The following is a 19,185-nucleotide window of genomic DNA, read 5'->3' on the forward strand; positions in this document are numbered from 1 at the left end:
GCCGCGTGCGCTTGCCAACTTCGACACACGCGGCTTCATCAAGCTGGTCATCGAGGAAGGTAGCGGACGGCTCATCGGCGTGCAAGCGGTGGCCCCGGAAGCGGGTGAACTGATCCAGACGGCGGTGCTCGCCATTCGCAACCGTATGACCGTGCAGGAACTGGCCGACCAATTGTTCCCCTACCTGACCATGGTCGAAGGGCTGAAGCTCGCGGCGCAGACCTTCAGCAAGGACGTGAAGCAGCTTTCGTGCTGCGCCGGATGAGGAAAAGGAGGTGTTCAATGAGCGCCTACACAGTGTCCCGGCTGGCCCTTGATGCCGGGGTGAGCGTGCATATCGTGCGCGACTACCTGCTGCGCGGGTTGCTACGGCCGGTCGCGTGCACCACGGGCGGCTACGGCTTGTTCGATGACACCGCGTTGCAACGGCTGCGCTTTGTACGGGCTGCCTTCGAAGCGGGTATCGGCCTGGACGCACTGGCGCGGCTGTGCCGGGCGCTGGATGCTGCGGACGGTGACGGTGCGTCTGCGCAGCTTGCCGTGTTGCGGCAACTCGTCGAGCGTCGGCGCGAGGCCCTGGCCAGCCTCGAAATGCAACTGGCCGCCATGCCAACCGAACCGGCACAGCACGCGGAGAGTCTGCCATGAACAGCCCAGAGCACTTGCCGTCTGAGACGCACAAACCGATCACCGGCTACTTGTGGGGCGCGCTGGCCGTGCTCACCTGTCCCTGCCATTTGCCGATTCTCGCCATTGTGCTAGCCGGCACGACGGCCGGCGCGTTCATCGGGGAGCACTGGGGTATTGCAGCCCTCACGCTGACCGGCTTGTTTGTCCTGTCTGTGACGCGGCTGCTGCGGGCCTTCAAGGGAAGATCATGACCGCTTCCCAGCCAGCCGAGAGTGGGCAGCTTTGAGCTTCGCTACCAATCTGGAGGAGTACCACCATGAACGCAAACGCCCCGAACACTGCCAGTTGCACCACCTGCTGCGTATGCTGCAAAGAAATTCCGCTCGATGCCGCCTTCACCCCGGAAGGCGCGGAATTGTATGGCGTAGGTGTCAGTCAGATCCATCCGGCTCGGCATTGGTGTTTGCTTTTTTACCCAACAAGCTGCTGGAAACGAAAAGTAAGGCACCGAGGACAATTGCAATATCAGCCAGGTTGAAGGCCGGCCAATGCCAGTCTCGCCAATAGAAATCAAAGGAATCCACAACATAGCCGCGAAAGACCCGGTCAATCAGGTTGCCCATGGCGCCACCGAGGATAAGACTGTAAGCGATGGCTTCTCCTTTATGACGATTTTCAAGGATCAGCTTGATCAGAAAAATCGAGACCACTACCGCGATTCCGATAAAAAAGTAGCGCTGCCAGCCTCCACCATTCGCAAAAAGACTGAATGCGGCACCGGTGTTCCATAGGTGCACCCAGTTAAAGAACGGGGTCACCGAAACATACTCGCCATAGGCCATTGATTGCTGCACCAGCCACTTTACAGCCTGATCAGACGCTGCCAGCAGGCCCGATATGGACAATAGGGCATACGGCGAGAGCTTTTTGCCAATAATGGACATTGCTTAATCCTTGAGCGCCAGAATGCGTCTAGCACCGTTAAGTACAATTACCCCCGCGATGGTGCCGATAATCAGATCCGGATAATTGGAACCGGTCCACGCGACCAGGGCGCCGGCGGTGATGACCCCCAGGTTGATCACCACGTCGTTGGCCGAGAATATCCAGCTTGCCTTCATGTGCGCCCCGCCTTCCCGATGTTTGGATATGAGCAGCAGACAACTGGTATTGGCAATCAATGCGACGAATGCGATAGCCATCATCACCAGCGATTCAGGCTCACTACCGAATACAAAGCGTCTCACCACCTCTACGAGCACGCCCACAGCCAAGATCAGTTGCAGTACACCAGCAAGATGCGCGGCACGTACCTGCATTTTCACGCTATGTCCAACCGCATAAAGGGCAAGCCCGTACACCGCCGCATCGGCAAAATTGTCCAGGGATTCTCCAATCAGGCCGGTGGACTGGGCGATCAGACCGGCAGTCATTTCCACCACGAACAGAAGTGCATTGATGCCGAGCAACCAGCGCAGGGTCCCGGATTCTTGCTTAGCAGAAGCTGCCGAAAACTCGGCGGCCTTGATGGTCTCCGGATTTGCAGCGACGGTTTCCTGAAGCGAGGCGCCTAGCCCCAAGGTCTTCAGTTTCGAGGTGACGGGCTCGACCTCGCCGTCATGCACGACCTTCAGCCGGCGGTTCGACAAGTCGAAGGACAGCGCCCGAACCTCCTCAAAGCCGTTCAGGGCTAGGCGAATCATTCGCTCTTCTGATGGACAGTCCATCTTCGGCACGGCATAAACACTGACCCATCTCCCTGGCGCCTCGGAGGAGGCCTGTATATCGGTATCCGCTGCGGACATTGCATCACCGCCACAGGCGCCACCACAGGATTTGCTCATGATACGACTCCACTTGAACAATGTTGTGGTACCATTTTAAACTATAAAGCTACTATAAGGTCAATAGAGTAAAGAATCCGTTGGGGAGGAGGCTGATGCGCATTGGTCAGTTGGCGCAGTTGGTAGGGGTCGAAACACAGACGATCCGCTTCTATGAACAGCAGGGCTTGTTGCCGCCGCCTGATCGGCAGGACAACGGTTACCGTGTCTATACCGAGAAGCATGGTGAGGGGCTGGCCTTCATCCGTCGCTGCAGAATCCTAGGCCTGTCACTGGCTGAGATTCACGAACTACAGAGCTATCAGGACGACCCTCATCAGCCTTGTACCGCCGTCAACGCCTTGCTCGATGATCACATCTCTCATGTGCGGTCGCAGATAACCGCTCTGCAAGCGCTTGAGAAACAACTCGTTTCACTGAGAGCGAGTTGCAACGATGACCGGGAAGTTGAGGCGTGTGGGGTTCTTGCTGGAATTAGCGAAGGAAACATGCACCAGCTGTAGGTGAAGCATCAACCAGATAATCCGATGAGATGCCGGTCTGTCTCACTCTCATGCAAAGGTAAGATCAACCATTTAATCCGCTTACCCAAAAATATCAGCTCTGTTCAAGTGGAACCAACATCGACCTAAGCTCAGTGGTATTGTAGGTAAAGAAAATATTGCTCAGCAGACACAACAGACGCACAATCAATAATCCAAATACCAGTCACTTTGTAGTGGTCTAATAAAACCGGACACCATTTTAGGTGGTAAGATTACCACGTTAGAAGAGGTGTTCAATGGCAAAACAACGTCGTACGTTTTCAACAGAATTTAAGCGTGATGCTGCCGGTCTGGTGCTTGACCAGGGCTACAGCATTGCAGAAGCAGTTAAGTCACTTGGTGTGGGCGAGAGCGCACTTCGCCGCTGGGTAGAGCAGCTTGAGCAAGAGCGCGGTGGTGTCACACCCAAGGCTAAGGCCCTGACGCCGGAGCAGCAGCGGATTCAGGAGCTGGAAGCCAGAGTGAGCAGACTGGAGCGGGAGAAGGCCATACTAAAAAAGGCTACCGCACTCTTAATGTCAGACGAGTTCGAACGTACACGCTGATAGACCAGTTAGGGGAACATGAAGCGGTAGAAGTGGTCTGTGAAGTGTTTGATGTGCCAGCCAGCAGCTATTACGAACATAAGCAGCTCAGTAAGCAAATCAACGTCGAACGGTTAGAGCAGCGTTGTAAAATCAAAGAGCTGTTCAAAGCCAGCCGTCATTCTGCCGGTAGCAGAACCTTGCTTGGCATGATGCGGGAGCTGGGTTATGAGATTGGTCGCTTTAAAGTCATGAGCCTGATGCGAGAGGCAAAGCTCATCAGTAAGCAGCCGGGGCCACATCGTTACAAAACGACCCAGGTTGAACGGCTTGATATTCCTAACCATCTCGACAGAGAATTTAATGTCAGCTCGCCTGATAGCGTGTGGTGCGGTGATATTACCTACATCTGGGCAGAAGGCCGCTGGCACTATTTGGCTGTAGTTTTGGATTTGTACCGTCGTAGTGTTGTTGGCTGGGCGCTATCAGCCAAGCCTGATGCAGAGCTGGCGATTAAAGCACTGGATATGGCGTATGAGCAACGTGGCAGACCGCAAGGTGTGATGTTCCACTCTGACCAGGGCAGCCAGTATGCCAGCCGCTTATTCCGTCAACGGCTGTGGCGTTATCGCATGACACAAAGCATGAGCCGCCGGGGTAATTGTTGGGATACAGAGAATATACTTACCAGTGCTGACAGTAATAATCTGACCCGTGCTGGGATTGACCTTGTGTCTTTGTGTTGACCTGTCGATTATTGCTCGTCAGTTAAAGTTGGGATCATTCCAGTATCCGTGACCTAATAGGAGCATTGTTTTGCATCTTCAGTGTCCAGTCCGGTGGCTGGTTTACTGAGGAAAAACTGATGAACCGTGATCACTTAAATAATCAACTCACCCTTGGAGTTGATACTCACCTTACTAGCCACGTTGCTGTTCTGATTAACAATATTGGTCAGGTTGTCGATACGCAGGAGTTTCCCGTCTGTTTTATTGGATATGAAGAACTTTTTAACTGGGCAAAGTCATTTGGAAATATTAAACAGGCTGGATTGGAAGGAACTGGCACTTACGGTGCTGGTCTTTGCAAGTTCCTTGAAGAAAGAGGTTTGAAAGTCTTTGAGGTCAATCGGCCAAACAGGGCGAAACGTCGACTCAGGGGAAAATCAGATCCCACCGACGCTGAGAATGCAGCGAGGTCAGTTCTTGCGAATGAGTCCACGGCTATCCCCAAGTCACATGATGGGGTTGTTGAAGCCTTGAGGTATCTTGTTGTTGCCCGAAAAAGTGCTGTTAAAGCCCGAACTCAGGCTATCAATCAAATCAGAGCGCTTCTAGTCACAGCCCCTGAACAAATTAGGGCAGCGTGCTATGTTCCATCGACCTGTCAGTGCATAGCTGCCTGTAAACGTATTCAAGGCGAGGACAGTGATGTGCTGTTAAGTACTTTGGCGGCAATGCTCAATCTATTAGCCGATCGTTGGCTTAGTCTAACTGAAGAACTCAGACTAATAGGAAAACGCCTGACAGAGCTGACTAAATCAACAGCCTGCCACTTACTTGAGCAATTTGGTGTTGGCCCATACGTTGCTGCCACACTCATGGTCACAGCTGGTGATAATCCGACCCGGCTTCATAAAGAGTCTTCATTTGCGGCGTTGTGTGGTGTAAATCCGTTAGAAGCATCATCAGGTAAAACTCAACGTCATCGCCTTAACCGAGGCGGTTCAAGGGATGCCAATAATGCGCTGTGGACAGTAGCTCTGATTAGAATGCGAAGTGACCCGAGAACAAGAGTTTATGCGGCTAAGCGATCAACTGAGGGTAAATCAATTAAAGAGATCCAACGATGCCTCAAACGTTACATTGCTAGAGAGCTTTACCCCATAATGGTATCCGATCTGTCCGTACTAACGTGATAGCTTGACATAGGAGCGTCACCCCAATGGAAAGACTGTTCAGAAGCTTAAAATCTGAGTGGGTGCCGGTAACGGGTTATATGAGCAAAGCAGAAGCACAGCGTGATATCAGTTTTTACCTGATGGATTATTACAACTGGCGCAGGCCACATCAATTCAACGATGGTGTGCCACCGGCAAAAGCGGAAGATCTATCTAATTTACTGTCCGGAATTAGTTGACCACTACACTTTGATTTGGTAAACGTCGACAATTAGCATGCAAAGGAGTGCAGGTGGTTTTTTCTACTGTTGAATATGACGGTCAAATCGATTTCAGCAAAGCGGCAAAGGCTGTTCGAGCTAAAAATGAAAAGTTGCTACGCGCTTACTTGAAGAAATTTGGCAGCAAAATAGCTGGCAGCGTAAGAATCGATTTCAGTAATTTGGATGGTATGGAGGAAGGTCGGCTTTTTAACGAAGTGGTATGCCATATTTTATGGCATGTGAAATTTAGTCGCGCTACGGATATCTTGCCATCTCTGTATTCTGCTTATGAGTGTGCAGTTCAATTAGATCCAGACGGAACTTACTCGAATGAACACTTCGCTATGCATTTCAGCAAACATATTCAAAGTATTACCCCGTCCGACGTTATGTCATTTTTCGAGAAGAAGAATACAAATGTTCCATTCTTATTCGGCTTTACCTTCTTTGCAGCCCAATATCATAGCGCGTGTACCTCGCATACTAAGCCTTCGTTGGACGATGAACTCCAGGCGCTTTTTGCGGTATTAGATGGTAATTGGAGCATCTACTTGCTCTTTGTTGCATTACGGCATGTCAACGACAGAGAATCACTTCATACCATCTTAAAAAGAGAGCTTTTGCATCTTGGGGAAGATCAATGGGGTATGGTACAAGCGCTGCTAACACCGGGTGATAATGCTTTCCTCCCAATAGCGGAGGGCGACATTCATTTAAGCGCCTATCGAGACTTCCTATGGACTCTTGAGAATGACGCTGAACCTGGATACAGCGATGTGAGGCGAGTGTTAGAAGCACTGCTCTATGTTCAGCAAAGTGTTACCTCGTTTTTCCGTGAATATCAGTCCATGTTGGATGATTTTCATATCATCATTCCGATGGTGATTTTCTATCAACGTCTTAAGGAATTTGATTGTATATATGCCTCCGCAATCAGTAAGTTGATAGAAGCGAAACATCTACCCGGCATGCCAGCTCGACCGTTTGAGACTATCAAGGCATTCTGCGACTATTTTTCCGATAGTGAGCGAAAATGGTTAGCAAAATGGGATATGACTCTGTGTTCCTTTGAACTGCAATATTATGCTGATGATTACAGCCATTCTGGGCTAAGAATGCGACTCATTGATTTACTGTGTTCAGTGGGGCAAGAAGACTCATATTTCGAAGAGTTCAATTTACTGGAAAAACCCGAGTTTGATGACGATGGCGAACAAATTAATGATATCAAAGCACACCTTAACGTTGCAGATTATATTAGGGAAGAAATGTATGGTAAGTGCGCTATCCAGCAAGTCCGCTCGGCATATAGGGTAGTCTACAGATGGCTTTCTGCCCATAGCCAGGCTACGTTAGCAGAGGAATGGGAGGACTCGCCTGACCCGGGAATACTCGATCCCTTCAGGTTGCAGTATTTTTACGACGAGATAATTGGCGATATTGTTCATCATCCAAAATACAATGACCTAGAAATTGCAGCCAAACTTACCAACAGTGTTTACGCTGCACTCGCAGAAACCCCATATTGCCTTAGTTTGCCACTTAAGTTCTTTAAAGCATATTTTTCAAAAGACTACGACGAGGCGATATCTCTATACCACGACGTTGTGAATAGCGACTCTGGTTACAGCAATTCGGCGGCCAACAATCTGGCTCTTATTTATATCAAACGTCAGGACTATGTGTCGGCTCAAAATGTAATTAATACTATGGATGAGGGGGAGTCGAAAGCTGCCAGACAAAAGCAATTGGAAGTTAAACTTAAAAAAGAAGCTGAAATTCAGAGTATCCTCGCAATACCGAAGTCAGAACTCATTTTATCCAATGTCAGCAATTTACACCTACTATATCTGGCAGCAGCCGTCTATATGGCGCATGCAAGCAAAGAAACCTTCATCCATCTCCGGCCAAACCCCATAGTGTCGTTGTTGGTACCCTATTATCACACATCACACACGATCATCAGAGAGTTAATGACTACTGAGGTACTGAGGTTTAGCGGAAATGGATTCGCGGACTTTGATCCTGAAACAGCGACTCAATATTCACTGACATCGCTTCCTCTAATACCCAACATAAAAGGCTATTTCAATATCGATATCTGCTTAGATTTGCTAAGAGATGAGATCAAGAAACGGACTTTTGAACAATCAGAAGTCACAGAGTGTGAGAACAAACTCAAGGTAGCATGGCTTCTGAATAGTTTCTATTACAACTTGAGTAAGGTATTTGACACAGAAGATGTTGTATTAACATCAGGCGATTATGAGGATATAACTCCTCTCGTAGAGCGTTTTACTCCCAGCCAGCTTTATTCCATTGCATGGAGCGCAGTTAACTTTGTATCCGGTAACATGACAATGTACGGGTTTGGACAAAAGACCGCTTGTGAGCGATTGCTGCCGAGATTGCTGAAAAGTTTAAGGGAGTATTCTCATATTGATTTTAAAGCCAAGACGTTTGGTCGCCCTAAACTACCAACTTTTCACCTAGAGCGTATACTCTTTTGGGTCGATGGAATTTCACCAGAAGATAGGTTCATTTGAAATTACATGTTTGAGATTAAAATGCCCTCAACCACTGCACGAGCTCTCTGTATTTCAAAACGAAAGAGCTCGCGTGCAGCCTCTTATTTCAAGACTAGTAAGGAGCTACGATATAATTTTGACTTGGATGCGTAGAGTACAGAACCCTGACTCGATAAACTCTAATCAGGACTCTTCGTTTTAGCCGCTTTTCTGGCTGCAGTTCTCTCTATTCGAGAAATCACAGAAGACATGGTCACTTTTCTCATACCTGCTTCTTGAGATGAAAAACTACCAGCTCGAAAGGTGCTAGAGAAAGCACTTCGTTTTTCCGCTGCTGTTTTGGTCATTTCAGTTTGCTCCAATTCTTGGTAGAGATAATCGACTTTAGTTCTAAGGTATGAAGTATAACGTAACTGATCAAACTCATCCAACAAATTGTTCATTTGTCGTACAAGATAACGCCCCGATTGCCAGATATCAATACTTCTCTTACCACCAGTGGCGACATCCTTGACGGAAGCATACCTCATCGCCCCTTCGAGGTTACACCCTAAATTACTGAGTTTCTTCTTTCTATGAGTATAGTAAAAAAAGTCAGCCGCATGCACACCTCCTGAACCCAAGTAAAATATAGGTTCATTGTTTATGCTTTTAGGATAGAGATTCGAATCTTGATGATCAATTATTGAACCGTCCCCTAAGCCAATAACTAGCTTTTCCAGTTTTTGTTCATGTTCAGAAACCATAGCCATCAATCTTAGATAATCATCGATCTGTATGACATCCATAGACCAAGCTTGATCAACGATTATGGCAATTTCATCACCTGCATACAGCATGATTTCATTATCAAAAAGGATAGCTTTTCTGGTATCGTGCGCATCGCTAAAATGATGGGTACCAATAAATGTCCATCGTGAATCAGCAGCCCAGAAATGCTGATTAATGCCAAAAACAGTTGTCATCTTAAAGTTGTGAGTTCCATTCTGACTCAGCTTAAATCAGGCATTGAATTGATGATTTACTGTGAATTTACATGACAATCATCGGGTTGTCATGCGTAATATTGATACTGAAAATTTAGTGCTCATAAATTATCCAGTTTCAGGAATCTAATAGCATGCTACAAATTTTAGGATGCATTTTTCTATTTTAGGTAAATTAACTTAATTCCCGAGGCGGCTATTAAGGGACTTGTTTAACGTCACCCGGCTAACACCAAAATGCTTTGCCACTTCGGTCTTAGTTATTCTAGGGTCCAACAGCATAGCAGCGGCTTTCTGAATATCCGCTGGGCTCATCGAGAGTTTCCGGCCTCCTTTGCGCCCTCTAGCCCTTGCGGCAGCCAAACCAGCGAGCGTTCGTTCCCGAATAAGGTTGTGTTCAAACTCGGCCAAAGCTCCAAATATGTGGAACACTAACTTACCGCCGGCGGTGGTCGTATCAATCGCCTCGGTAATCGAGCGAAAGCCGACCTGTTTTGCTTCAAGCTCAGTAATGAGCTCAACCAAGTCTTTGAGTGAGCGTGCCAGGCGGTCGAGTTTCCAAACAACTAGTACATCACCTTTACGAAGCATCCGCAGGCAGTTTTGCAGTTCAGGCCGCTCGCGCTGCTTGCCGGTGATCTTCTCACTAAAAATCTCCTCACAGCCGGCTGTTCTTAATGCATCGTTTTGGAGATCAAGAGATTGGTCTTGAGTACTCACCCGGGCATAACCAAAAATCATCGCACACCTCTGACAACAGACTCACCATTTGGATTCTAGCTCAAATGCATAGAAAAGGTACCTAACCTTTACATAGATTTATTTACAAAATTTATTTACACGTTTTGAGGTTGAAGGGAGTTGATTTGAGCGTCGGCAGGGAGTGTAAAGAAAACGATCGTTTTCTATCCGCTTTGCCTGTGCGCTATGCCTCATATTGGGACTCAGTTCACAACAAATCTAATGGGTAAGCGTATTACCTGACTAAGTTCATATCAACTCATTGAAGGGAAGATGTTCGATTCTGGGATTGGAGCTATTGCCTCTGCGCCATGAACTGCAGCGTACTCTGATATTCGTTAAGCAACCGATTGTAGTCGTTATTTTTATAACGCTTTTGCCGAATAGCTGTTTTGAGCTTCTTGATTTCTTCTACGGGTATGGTGCTCACGATGATACCTTGGACATCAACGCAAATCCTGTCGACCGCATCAACAAACTCTTGATCACGCAACTCCAGAAAAGATTTCTCCAGCCTTACCGCCGCCTCGTATAGTTTTAGACGATTACGGCTGCTGTACAACGGGACATCATGCTCTAACGCGCGCTTAGACTGTGAGAGAACAAGCAGGTACTCGATAACGAACTCCAAATCTGCAACGCTCACTTTTGTCGATGTTGTTTTTGGCATAGTTACCTTCAAATGCGTTATTTAACTAACGTTCATATTAGTTCAAACCTCCTATAAATGCCTCCCACCTCAAAAATTAACATCAATAAAACAAATTTGACATCATTGGGCAAAGTAATAAAATAACTGTCATTAAATAAACAACTGGATTGTAGTAATGCTTGGATGGCAGCCTATTGGTTACAAGGCGATGGCCGTTAGCTTGGGGCTTATACTTTCTGTGTTAACAACAAACGTGGAGGCAGGTGTGTTTGATTGGCTCAAACGAACAGAAATTAAGTGGTCGCCCGAAATACATGGAGTTGTCACCTTGCAAGGTAAGCCTGTAGTGAACAGAGAAATTAAGCGCCGGTCGTACTATGAAGGTGAAGAACGTTACGACAGCACAACTACAGATGATAACGGACATTTTCATTTTCCCCAGAAAACTAAGAAAGTTCGTCGTGTCTTATTTGATGTCAGCGTATCAATGGAGCTGTATGTTTCTGATTATCCAAGAAAAGACGAGAAAGATCTGGTTTTCCGTATCGCTAACCTGAATCACCTGAACTATAAAAGTCTCGACCTCATCCTCAGTGATCTGCAATGCGAATTGGCAACCGCCAGCAAAACTGAACAACTCAAATACCTGGAAAATCCTGAGCTGTCAGATATTGCTCCAACATTTACATCGAAATGCCAATTTACACATTCTGACAAAGCCATATTCTCAGATGATGAACTGCAACGCCTGATAGAGGAAGACGCTAAAAACATCGAGAGCCTTTAACGCCTTATCCATAAACAAGGACGGATTATGAAGACGATTACCCCAAAAACTGCTGTATGGCTGGCACGAGCACCTTACGAAGCCCAAGATATAAAAGCCGGGCAAAATTACACTGCAGGAAAAAAGTTTATCACTGAGCATTTTGACTTTAGCCAAACCGGTGGCGTGGTTCATGGCACGTCAGGCAGTATAATTTCTACGCTGTTTAACCGCACAACCGGTTTTGCCATTATCGGCAAAGGTAAAGGCCATTTTACCGGTGATGTCGCACTGGGTATTCGTGGCACAAATATGAAAAGTGGTCGTGACTGGTTCAGCAACGCCAATGCCAGCTTAGCGACCGCCGATAATAGTAGTGCTGTGCATTCCGGGTTTCAGAAGGTATTTAAAAGTATTCAACCGGCATTGGAGAAACAGCTAGCACCTCTACTGAACACCAACAGTAATGGCGTGGTTCATTGCGCAGGCCACAGCTTAGGAGGTGCCCTAGCAAGCCTCGCCGCCATCTGGATTAAACAACACTTTGGTAATCGTGTAGCGCTATATACCTATGGTGCACCACGAGTGGGATTAAACGATTTTGCGCTTAAATCATCCGGCAGTATAGATAAGATATTTCGCTGTTTGCATGGCGATGATCCAGTGCCTATGGTCCCCGTATGGCCATTTTATCACGCACCGCTAAATGGCAGTAGCGTACTGTTAACGGCAGCAACCGGTATTAATATATCTTCGCACTCAATGATGGAGAACCCGGGTTATGTCACAACATCTCGCGGCCAATGGGAAGATTTACAGCGCAAAGGCGACGTGGTTAAAGCTGTGCGATTAATGTATGACCGCCGTTTTGAATGTAGCTTTAGCACGCACTGGCAAGAACGCCTGAGCCACGCCCTGATAACTTTACTGAAAGATGCCGGCATGTTAGCCGGGATCTCGGTACAAATGACCATCAGTGGTATTATGACGTTTTATGACCATCTGGCTTTGACGGTTGAGAAAGTCGCGCTTATGTCGCCACAATTTGAAACACAGGTAATGGGCTTACTTGGCCATATGCTGGTATTTGCAGGCAAAGTCACTACCGCAGTTACCGAGCTTACCGCACGCTTCATTCGGTGGGTGTTTAAAGTAACCCTGGAAGCATTATATCGGGTAGCACGTCGCGCGATTGAAATGGTTAGTTAAGATTTTCATAGGCTCACCACATCGATGATTTATCGCTTGAAGCCGATCGTCAACAGTGTTGAAGTGCCCGATCTCAGCCTGCTGCAGTTTGCTGATCTTCTGAGGGATGACGATTATTCACTGATCCTGAGACAGCCCAGGACTAACGAGTCTTTATCTGCACGCTGGAAAACTGTTAAATGTGACTTAGCTCCTGAGTATATAGAAGGGAAAAAGATCCCTGACGTGTCATATTGGGGCTCGTATTTGTTTATGACCCAGCGCGCTTATGAAGCATTTGGCGGACCTTTAAAAGAAGAAGGTGAATTTTTACCCCTGACTGTCGCCGGCCAACCGATGTATATCTATATCCCGTTGACGTTTGGCCAAGAGGATACGACTCGCACAGTCAAACATTTTGAGGATGGGTATGAATGCGGCCTGGAACAGCTGGTATTTGTTGATGACGATGTCGCTAGTAGGTGGATATTTAAGTCAAAGCTGTATGGGTACCATGCTCTATTTTCCACCGACACATTTAAGAGGCAATTTGAGGAAGCGGGTTTTACCGGGCTGGAATTTGATGCTGATTTGGCTGGCGTGTTCTAAGGCGCACATCGTGTATTCGCATAGGTGTGTCAGTCTTCTGAAAGGCTAATTCTAACGTCTATCAACAGCCGTGATGTATATACGTTACGCAGGGTAACGTATATACATAGCCTGGCGGCAAGGTTTGTGTAAGAACCGCACCATCGGTGGCTCTGGAACACGTCAACAGCTCTGCCGGTTTCACCGACAAAGCTGTTCTGTTGGTTACTCCAAACAAGCTTCCGGCGTTTCATTCAGCGCCAGAGTCGATAGCGGGATAGGGTATTGACATTGCCCCTGCGCATCGCAGCGACGAACGAACACGGTGCGATCTACAAACTCAGACTTATCCATCACGATTGTTGATTGAGTGTAAGAACCTGACAACCCAGTGCCATCTTCTACCGTCTGTCCGCTGCGCAATGCATGAACTTCAATATACTCTCCCTCATTCAGTGCCGCCATTGAGCCCATTTTAATCACCGCCTGATCACACAGCTTCTGACCTTTTGACAGGTTTTCCAGCATCCATTTTTGGCGACAGGCTGACACGGCGTTCAATGACAGGGTTAAGCTGTCCAGCGTACCATCTTGCAGCTTCTGTGCGTTTTCATACAGTTTTACCGCATCTAACACACCATTGGCGCAGCCCACTTCATTACACCGAGCACCGTCTACCCAGCGGCTTACTGATGAGATCGGCATTAATGATGCCCACTGTGCAGGCGTAAAATCAAAGTCCTTTTTCGCGTTAGCAATCATACCCGCGACTAATGGCGAAGCACTGCTGGTGCCTGACCAGTAACCCACTTTATTGTCGATCACCAGACCCACCACTTCTTCGCCAACCGCCATCACATCCAGTTTAGGGCCATAGTTACTAAAGCTGGCAATATCAGCAGGGTGACCGCTCAAGCCTGTATTGGTTGCGCCTACGTTGATCACGTTTTCACAATTACCCGGAATGTAGAAATCCGCAGAATCACCTTCGTTGCCAGCAGACGTCACCAACACAAAACCTGCGGCAGTAGCGCGGTTAATCGCTGTTTGGATATAAGACGGGCATAATGCATCTGCATTTTTACCGCCTAAGCTCATGTTGACCACACCCGGCACACCGTCAAAATCAGGGAAGCCGTTAATGCTGTCACCACTTAACCAGTTTAACGCCGTCGCCACATCAGACATAAAACCTGAGCCGCAACGCATAACCCGTAAAGGGTGAATGGCCACATCGCCTGTCGTGCCTGCAACGGCCGTGTCATTGTTGATTTTCGCGCCCACCACACCGGCTACACCAACACCATGCATATTACTGCAAGATCCACCTTCTACGATGAAATCATCTTCAAGAAACCCCGGGCCAGGCCGTGAATTTTCATCGACAGTTTCAAAGTTAAAGCCTGGCTGGTAATCCAGATCATTGGCTACACGAAAGCCGGTATCCAGCACGTAAACGTGGATCAGCTTTTCCGGGTTTTTCAACAATGTCCATTGTGACAAAATAGATGAGCCGTTCGGGTTGTCAGCACTGTTGTCCGAAAAATAGAACTGTTCTGCAAAGTATTGGTCATTCGGCGCCTCAAGGTTCCAGGTGCCGACACTCACCGCAATGTCTTTTTCCACAAGCTGATACCAACCTGTTTCAGACAGGATCTGGATAGCCTGCTCCAACGGCAACTCCGCTGGTACGCTCACTACCTGGCTTTTCAGCTCGGCGGCTTTAACACTTGAAGCCTGCGCAGAGTATACCCGGTTTTGAACCGGCACCGGTACACACCAGTTAGTGCCACTGTTTAAGGTGAAACAGTGACTGTCAGTTTGTGACGTTGACTGTGCACTCACGCGTTCTGCACTATCTGTCTTAAAACTCACTACCAGACGCTGCAGTGCTTCAGCAGCCGCGACCGGCACTGACATTACCGCTGCGCTGCATGCAATGGCGAACAGGGTTGTGTTAATTTTCTTCATGTAAAGCTCCTTATCCGTCATTACAGGGCGCAGCCGGTATTGGCCAGCAAGCCGTCGAGGTAGGCCACATCGTGGTTAAACACCCAGACACCGTCTTGCACCGCACCAAGCCCGGTATTACCTGTAAACAAAGAGACGGTGCCAAGCTCAGGGCTAATATAAAACTCGCCCGTAGTAACAGGCGTCATACCCTCAGCCGGGAGCATGGCAAGGTAAGCATTAATATCCTGTTTGTATGTCGAGGCATAGCTGCTGAAACGGGCCAGGGCATCGTCAAACTGGGCCTGCAATGCGGTGTCGTTACTCTGACCAGCGAGGTAGGCGTTTAACTGCGCCAATAACATATCAAAGACGTTAGCGAAGGCTGCCTCAAGGTGAGGACGCTCTGCTACCATGACATTAAACGAGGCGTCATGGCCCAGCACATCCGCCACATCCTTGAGAGTTGTTACCAGGCGTTTTTCTTCGTCCAGGCCAAGCAGACGCTCATAGTTATCAGCAAAGGTTTGAATGCCGGCCAACTGACCTGCAAAGGAGCTATTTGTAATGTTCACATTGAGTGAACCGCTTTGTTGTCTTGTTGCATCTGCTCCATCTTGTACAGTCCAGATAAGGTTTACACTCAGGTCTCGGTCAGTTTCTGCTGCGGTATAGCGATAGGACGTCTCGCTCAACTTCGTCAGCGCCAGAGTGCTGCCGCCCACCGAGGTCGTAACGCTGCTGATCACTGCGCCGGAGGCAAAACGTGGTGTTATCACAAATTCGCCGCTGCTGCCCTCATCAACACTTTCTGATAAACCACTGATGCTGGCTTCAAAAGGTCTGATCACAAAACCGGCGCGCACCGTACAATTTGCGTTAACCGCCCCAGTGCGGTAAGTGTTGCCCTCCAGAGTCCCGTCACAGCCGGTGACACTTTGCACGGAATAGTTTGCTTCCGGCTGAACCGTGAGCGTGACCTGACTACCTCTGATAACGCTTTGTGATGCTGGGGTAATGCTGCCGCCAGTGCCCGCTGTGGCGGTCACTGTAACCTGGCTATCCCCTCCGCCACCGCCTCCACAGGCGGCAAGTAGCATACTGAGACAACTAATTAAAATAACCCTTTTTCGTTTGCCGGATGTTGCTCTTTTATACATAAATATTCTCCTACTGCTGAGTAAATCTAAACGGTGTGTACTTAAGATGCTTCAAGCACATCGCGCTTTTGCGTACGCTGCTTAACGGCACCACTTGTTGCCTCGTTAAACAGTCGCTTGATATCGTCCTGAATGAAAAAAGCATGGATATTGCGCACGATGACGCTGGCTATCATGCCCGCGGCAAACGCGATAAGACCTGCGATAAATCCTTCGCTGTACCAACCAATACCACCGGCAATAAATGCCAACAATATAGTCAGAACGCATGGCGCAGCATTGCATGCAAAATTGCGCGCTGCCGATTTGTCGTCAAAACGTGCAATATCACCGGTGCTGTAATTGAGATAACCAATGTAATCTGCATTGCCGCCATCGTCCTGCACTATCACCATGGCTATTGCATGCCCTGCTCTTGCATCGACTGCGACATTACCCAGCGTGATTTTCTCTTCATTGCCACCTGGGGTTTTAAGCCAAAACTCCTGGATAGTCATTTGCTGAGAGTGAATGCGAGTAGGGCTATCACGGGTGCCATTTCCGGTTGAATAAACATGCGTTTTTGAATGCTTACTGCCTTCAAGGTAGGTGCCTTCGAGCAAGCTTACAGTTAATTCCATTGAGTTCTCCTGCCTGTGTTGTTAAATCAAAAAAGCAGCCAAAGCAGCAACAACGCACCGCCGATGACGACAGCAACTTTCACTTTCACGCCAGAGGGATCTCGCTGATGAGCGGCTTTAAGTCGATTGAGTTGCTGTTGAAATTGACGAGCGTACTCAGCTTTACTGTCCAGCTGATGGGTCTGGGCGAAGGCCTTGGCACTCTCCATTCCTGTCGCAGTATGCTGCTGCACTTTCGCGCCAATCCCGCTAAAGCGGCCCAGGATTTGAGCTGCAGGGAGCGGGTTAGCGTTATATCCAAAGGTGTACACCAAAATACACACGAGGCTGATAAGGTGCAGAGTAAATGCTGTTAACAGCGAGGGAGGGAACACATCGAACACGTCACTGAAGCGGCGAAGCTCTGCCAGATAGGGCCGAAGCGAGAACAGCTCAACGACATACACTACCGCCATCAGGTAAAACACTGCCGAGACGATTAAGGCTGGTATACGATGCAACGCTAAGCCATAGGCCAGCATGCCACTTATGGCGAGCAGCCACATCAAGAGCACCGAGGAGTCTTCTTCGGCAAAGGGTGAGCCTTGCGATGCTATATCAATCCACTGAAAGGTGATGGCAAATACCAGCAGGCTGATTAGCATCCGCTTATTCATGACACAAGAGAGGTCAATCGGGTGAGCCCGGAGATAGGCCACAGCTTTGGGTGTAACCATCACAAGAATCAGGCTAATTAGCAGCGGGTTGCTACCGATAAGCCAAAATGGATCGATACCATTGCGCACAAAAAGTGAGCCAAGCATCCACAACACGACTGTCAATACAACCGCAGCCCCAACGGATGCAGCAATGTACGCAATGCCGGGCATACTGCTTTGTTTGCGGTATATGCTAATGCCCTTGTAAATAATCAGCCCGAGCAAACTCAGCAAAATAACGTTGCCAGCAAGCGGCGAGTAAACGAACAGCATCACAACAATGCTGAGCGCAATAGCTGCTTTACGTGGTAGCGTCAGAAGAATGATGGCAACGAGGCAAAGCAACTGGGGTAAGTTGTGCATAAAAAACATGTTTGGTTTCCTGTAAAGGGTAGTCGCACTCTTGTTACTGCCAAGCCGCCACGTGATTGCACGTTATGTAAACGAGGTGCCACAGCGAGTTCAGATGCGCTCTTTAGGCAGGCTTTCATCTGAAAGAGGCTTAATTTCTCGATAAAAGCATAAATTATCGAATTTCGATAATATTGATCAAAAGAATATGTTTTGCAACTATGAAGAGCATATTCAACGAACGCTATCGTCGACTGGTCGGGTGGATGATCGCCGAACGTAAATTTAAAAAAGTCACTCAGCTGGAGTTATCCAGGCGCCTGGGACACCCCAACTCGACCTATATTTCTAAAATCGAGCAGTTTGAACGTAGGATGGACATACTGGAATTCGTCAATATCTGCGATAGCATCGGAATTGACCCGCATGTTGGCCTATCAATCTTGGTTGAAAATCCAGCACAGATCTGAACTGACAATGTTCTACCTTGCCTGTCGTATGAGGCCCTATGTTTAGTTTTATGAAACCACCTATCCCCAGCACATTCACCAATGTCATGAGGCGGGCTGATATTCTTACCAATTCAGGCAATATCGAAGGGTTGAAAGATTTAATTAAGCTCATCATGCGTCCCGTCCAATCAAAACATCTGCTCCGTGCCTACACCTGTGATGATCACAAAGGAGGAACTGAGCTGCACTGGGCGACGGAGCTCGGGATTTTATGCTTTATCGGTGCTAAAGCCGGAGAGCGTATTATCGAAGATCGGACTTTCGCAGAATGGTGTTGGTCAGCAGAGTGCTTGATTAAAGACAAGAGCCGGTTCCCCCAATTAGAACTGTCGACGGATATCGTGTTACCCACACCGTGGCATCCTGGCAGAATAATGCGCAATATCGGTGTCATTGGCGCAGATCGTCCGTGGGGCCCATTTCAACAAGATTTCAGCAACCATTTTGTTACGTTTCAGTACCCGCTAATGATTGGCTGGGTAAATGGTGGCAACCATTCCATTGCTCAAGGCATTATTGCTGGCCAAGGCCATCTTATTCCTGACGAGGTTCATGACATTTCGTTGCTTATTGATGCCGTTGAGTTTAATGGTCTTAATTGGTACAGCCGTCTTTCCGGTTTGCGGTTGGGACGTCCGAGATATGAAGAGTTTGGATGGTGTTGGGAAATCGCCAGACGAATCATGTCCGTACAGCCGTCTCCTTTTCGTAACGCTAAAATTTAGTCATGGTAATACCA

Annotated in this window: 19 protein-coding genes and 3 pseudogenes; 13 read left to right on the top strand and 9 right to left on the bottom strand. The window is 48.1% G+C overall.

Features of this window, described 5'->3' with window-relative positions; all coding sequences use genetic code 11:
• The 4 genes and pseudogenes from M2404_RS17900 to M2404_RS20365 all read left to right on the top strand — a co-directional run.
• A pseudogene (locus M2404_RS17900) lies at positions 1-265 on the top strand (mercury(II) reductase); the annotation flags it as partial.
• Positions 266-282: 17 nt separating this feature from the next.
• Positions 283-648: a mercury resistance co-regulator MerD gene (gene merD / locus M2404_RS17905; protein WP_001277463.1), complete on the top strand. Its 366-nt coding sequence runs from the start codon at positions 283-285 to the stop codon at positions 646-648.
• Positions 645-881: a broad-spectrum mercury transporter MerE gene (gene merE / locus M2404_RS17910; RefSeq protein ID WP_001087807.1), complete on the top strand. Its 237-nt coding sequence runs from the start codon at positions 645-647 to the stop codon at positions 879-881. The genes merD and merE overlap by 4 nt, the downstream gene beginning before the upstream one ends.
• 65 nt (positions 882-946) lie before the next feature.
• Complete coding sequence (locus M2404_RS20365; protein WP_083844212.1) at positions 947-1,168, top strand: DUF3330 domain-containing protein; 222 nt, start codon at positions 947-949, stop codon at positions 1,166-1,168.
• Here the strand turns inward: M2404_RS20365 and lspA are convergent.
• Complete coding sequence (gene lspA / locus M2404_RS17920; RefSeq protein WP_259241124.1) at positions 1,062-1,574, bottom strand: signal peptidase II; 513 nt, start codon at positions 1,572-1,574, stop codon at positions 1,062-1,064. The two genes, M2404_RS20365 and lspA, sit on opposite strands and share 107 nt — an antisense overlap.
• A gap of 3 nt (positions 1,575-1,577) precedes the next feature.
• Positions 1,578-2,474 carry a cation efflux transmembrane domain-containing protein gene (locus tag M2404_RS17925; RefSeq protein ID WP_259241126.1) on the bottom strand — a complete coding sequence of 299 codons (897 nt, stop codon included), beginning with the start codon at positions 2,472-2,474 and terminating at the stop codon, positions 1,578-1,580.
• A 95-nt stretch (positions 2,475-2,569) separates the two neighbouring features.
• On the opposite strand from M2404_RS17925, the gene cadR reads away from it, so the two are divergent.
• From cadR to M2404_RS17950, 5 genes and pseudogenes are all read left to right on the top strand, one after another.
• On the top strand, positions 2,570-2,977 hold the full coding sequence (cadR, locus tag M2404_RS17930) for a Cd(II)/Pb(II)-responsive transcriptional regulator (protein ID WP_259241128.1): 408 nt from the start codon (positions 2,570-2,572) through the stop codon (positions 2,975-2,977).
• Between the two features lie 278 nt (positions 2,978-3,255).
• A pseudogene (locus M2404_RS17935) lies at positions 3,256-4,265 on the top strand (IS3 family transposase); the annotation flags it as partial.
• 143 nt (positions 4,266-4,408) lie between these two features.
• Entirely contained in the window at positions 4,409-5,461 is a 1,053-nt protein-coding gene (locus M2404_RS17940; protein WP_259241129.1) for an IS110 family RNA-guided transposase, read from the top strand.
• Positions 5,462-5,484: 23 nt separating this feature from the next.
• Positions 5,485-5,682 (top strand): annotated as a pseudogene (locus M2404_RS17945) (IS3 family transposase); the annotation flags it as partial.
• A gap of 53 nt (positions 5,683-5,735) precedes the next feature.
• Entirely contained in the window at positions 5,736-8,252 is a 2,517-nt protein-coding gene (locus M2404_RS17950) for a tetratricopeptide repeat protein (RefSeq protein ID WP_215399366.1), read from the top strand.
• A gap of 161 nt (positions 8,253-8,413) precedes the next feature.
• Here the strand turns inward: M2404_RS17950 and M2404_RS17955 are convergent, their stop codons facing one another.
• From M2404_RS17955 to M2404_RS17965, 3 genes are all read right to left on the bottom strand, one after another.
• Positions 8,414-9,199: a hypothetical protein gene (locus M2404_RS17955; protein WP_215399367.1), complete on the bottom strand. Its 786-nt coding sequence runs from the start codon at positions 9,197-9,199 to the stop codon at positions 8,414-8,416.
• A 201-nt stretch (positions 9,200-9,400) separates the two neighbouring features.
• On the bottom strand, positions 9,401-9,961 hold the full coding sequence (locus tag M2404_RS17960) for a recombinase family protein (protein ID WP_215399368.1): 561 nt from the start codon (positions 9,959-9,961) through the stop codon (positions 9,401-9,403).
• Positions 9,962-10,256: 295 nt separating this feature from the next.
• Positions 10,257-10,631 (bottom strand): hypothetical protein, encoded by a 375-nt coding sequence (locus M2404_RS17965; RefSeq protein ID WP_259241130.1) that lies wholly within the window; start codon positions 10,629-10,631, stop codon positions 10,257-10,259.
• A gap of 157 nt (positions 10,632-10,788) precedes the next feature.
• Between M2404_RS17965 and M2404_RS17970 the strand changes: the two genes are divergently transcribed.
• From M2404_RS17970 to M2404_RS17980, 3 genes are read left to right on the top strand one after another with little or no spacing between them, the layout of a single operon-like run.
• Positions 10,789-11,400 carry a DUF6795 domain-containing protein gene (locus tag M2404_RS17970; protein WP_259241131.1) on the top strand — a complete coding sequence of 204 codons (612 nt, stop codon included), beginning with the start codon at positions 10,789-10,791 and terminating at the stop codon, positions 11,398-11,400.
• A 27-nt stretch (positions 11,401-11,427) separates the two neighbouring features.
• Positions 11,428-12,588, top strand: coding sequence for a lipase family protein (locus M2404_RS17975; protein WP_259241132.1), 1,161 nt, complete (start codon positions 11,428-11,430; stop codon positions 12,586-12,588).
• A 24-nt stretch (positions 12,589-12,612) separates the two neighbouring features.
• The gene (locus tag M2404_RS17980) at positions 12,613-13,176 is read left to right on the top strand and encodes a hypothetical protein (protein ID WP_259241133.1); all 564 of its coding nucleotides are present in this window, start codon (positions 12,613-12,615) and stop codon (positions 13,174-13,176) included.
• Positions 13,177-13,380: 204 nt separating this feature from the next.
• On the opposite strand, the gene M2404_RS17985 is transcribed toward M2404_RS17980, so the two are convergent.
• The 4 genes from M2404_RS17985 to M2404_RS18000 are packed head-to-tail and all read right to left on the bottom strand — an operon-like array spanning position 13,381 to position 17,955.
• The gene (locus tag M2404_RS17985) at positions 13,381-15,126 is read right to left on the bottom strand and encodes a S8 family peptidase (protein WP_259241134.1); all 1,746 of its coding nucleotides are present in this window, start codon (positions 15,124-15,126) and stop codon (positions 13,381-13,383) included.
• Between the two features lie 20 nt (positions 15,127-15,146).
• Entirely contained in the window at positions 15,147-16,265 is a 1,119-nt protein-coding gene (locus M2404_RS17990; protein ID WP_259241135.1) for an InlB B-repeat-containing protein, read from the bottom strand.
• Between the two features lie 41 nt (positions 16,266-16,306).
• Entirely contained in the window at positions 16,307-16,885 is a 579-nt protein-coding gene (locus M2404_RS17995; RefSeq protein WP_259241136.1) for a hypothetical protein, read from the bottom strand.
• 26 nt (positions 16,886-16,911) lie between these two features.
• Positions 16,912-17,955, bottom strand: coding sequence for a hypothetical protein (locus M2404_RS18000; protein ID WP_259241138.1), 1,044 nt, complete (start codon positions 17,953-17,955; stop codon positions 16,912-16,914).
• 487 nt (positions 17,956-18,442) lie between these two features.
• Between M2404_RS18000 and M2404_RS18005 the strand changes: the two genes are divergently transcribed.
• Positions 18,443-19,171, top strand: a complete 729-nt coding sequence (locus M2404_RS18005) for a DUF6710 family protein (RefSeq protein WP_259241139.1) — start codon at positions 18,443-18,445, stop codon at positions 19,169-19,171.
• Positions 19,172-19,185 lie beyond the last annotated feature (14 nt).

The sequence above is a fragment of the Rheinheimera pacifica genome, from assembly GCF_024809855.1.
GTDB classification, from domain to species: domain Bacteria; phylum Pseudomonadota; class Gammaproteobacteria; order Enterobacterales; family Alteromonadaceae; genus Alishewanella; species Alishewanella pacifica_A.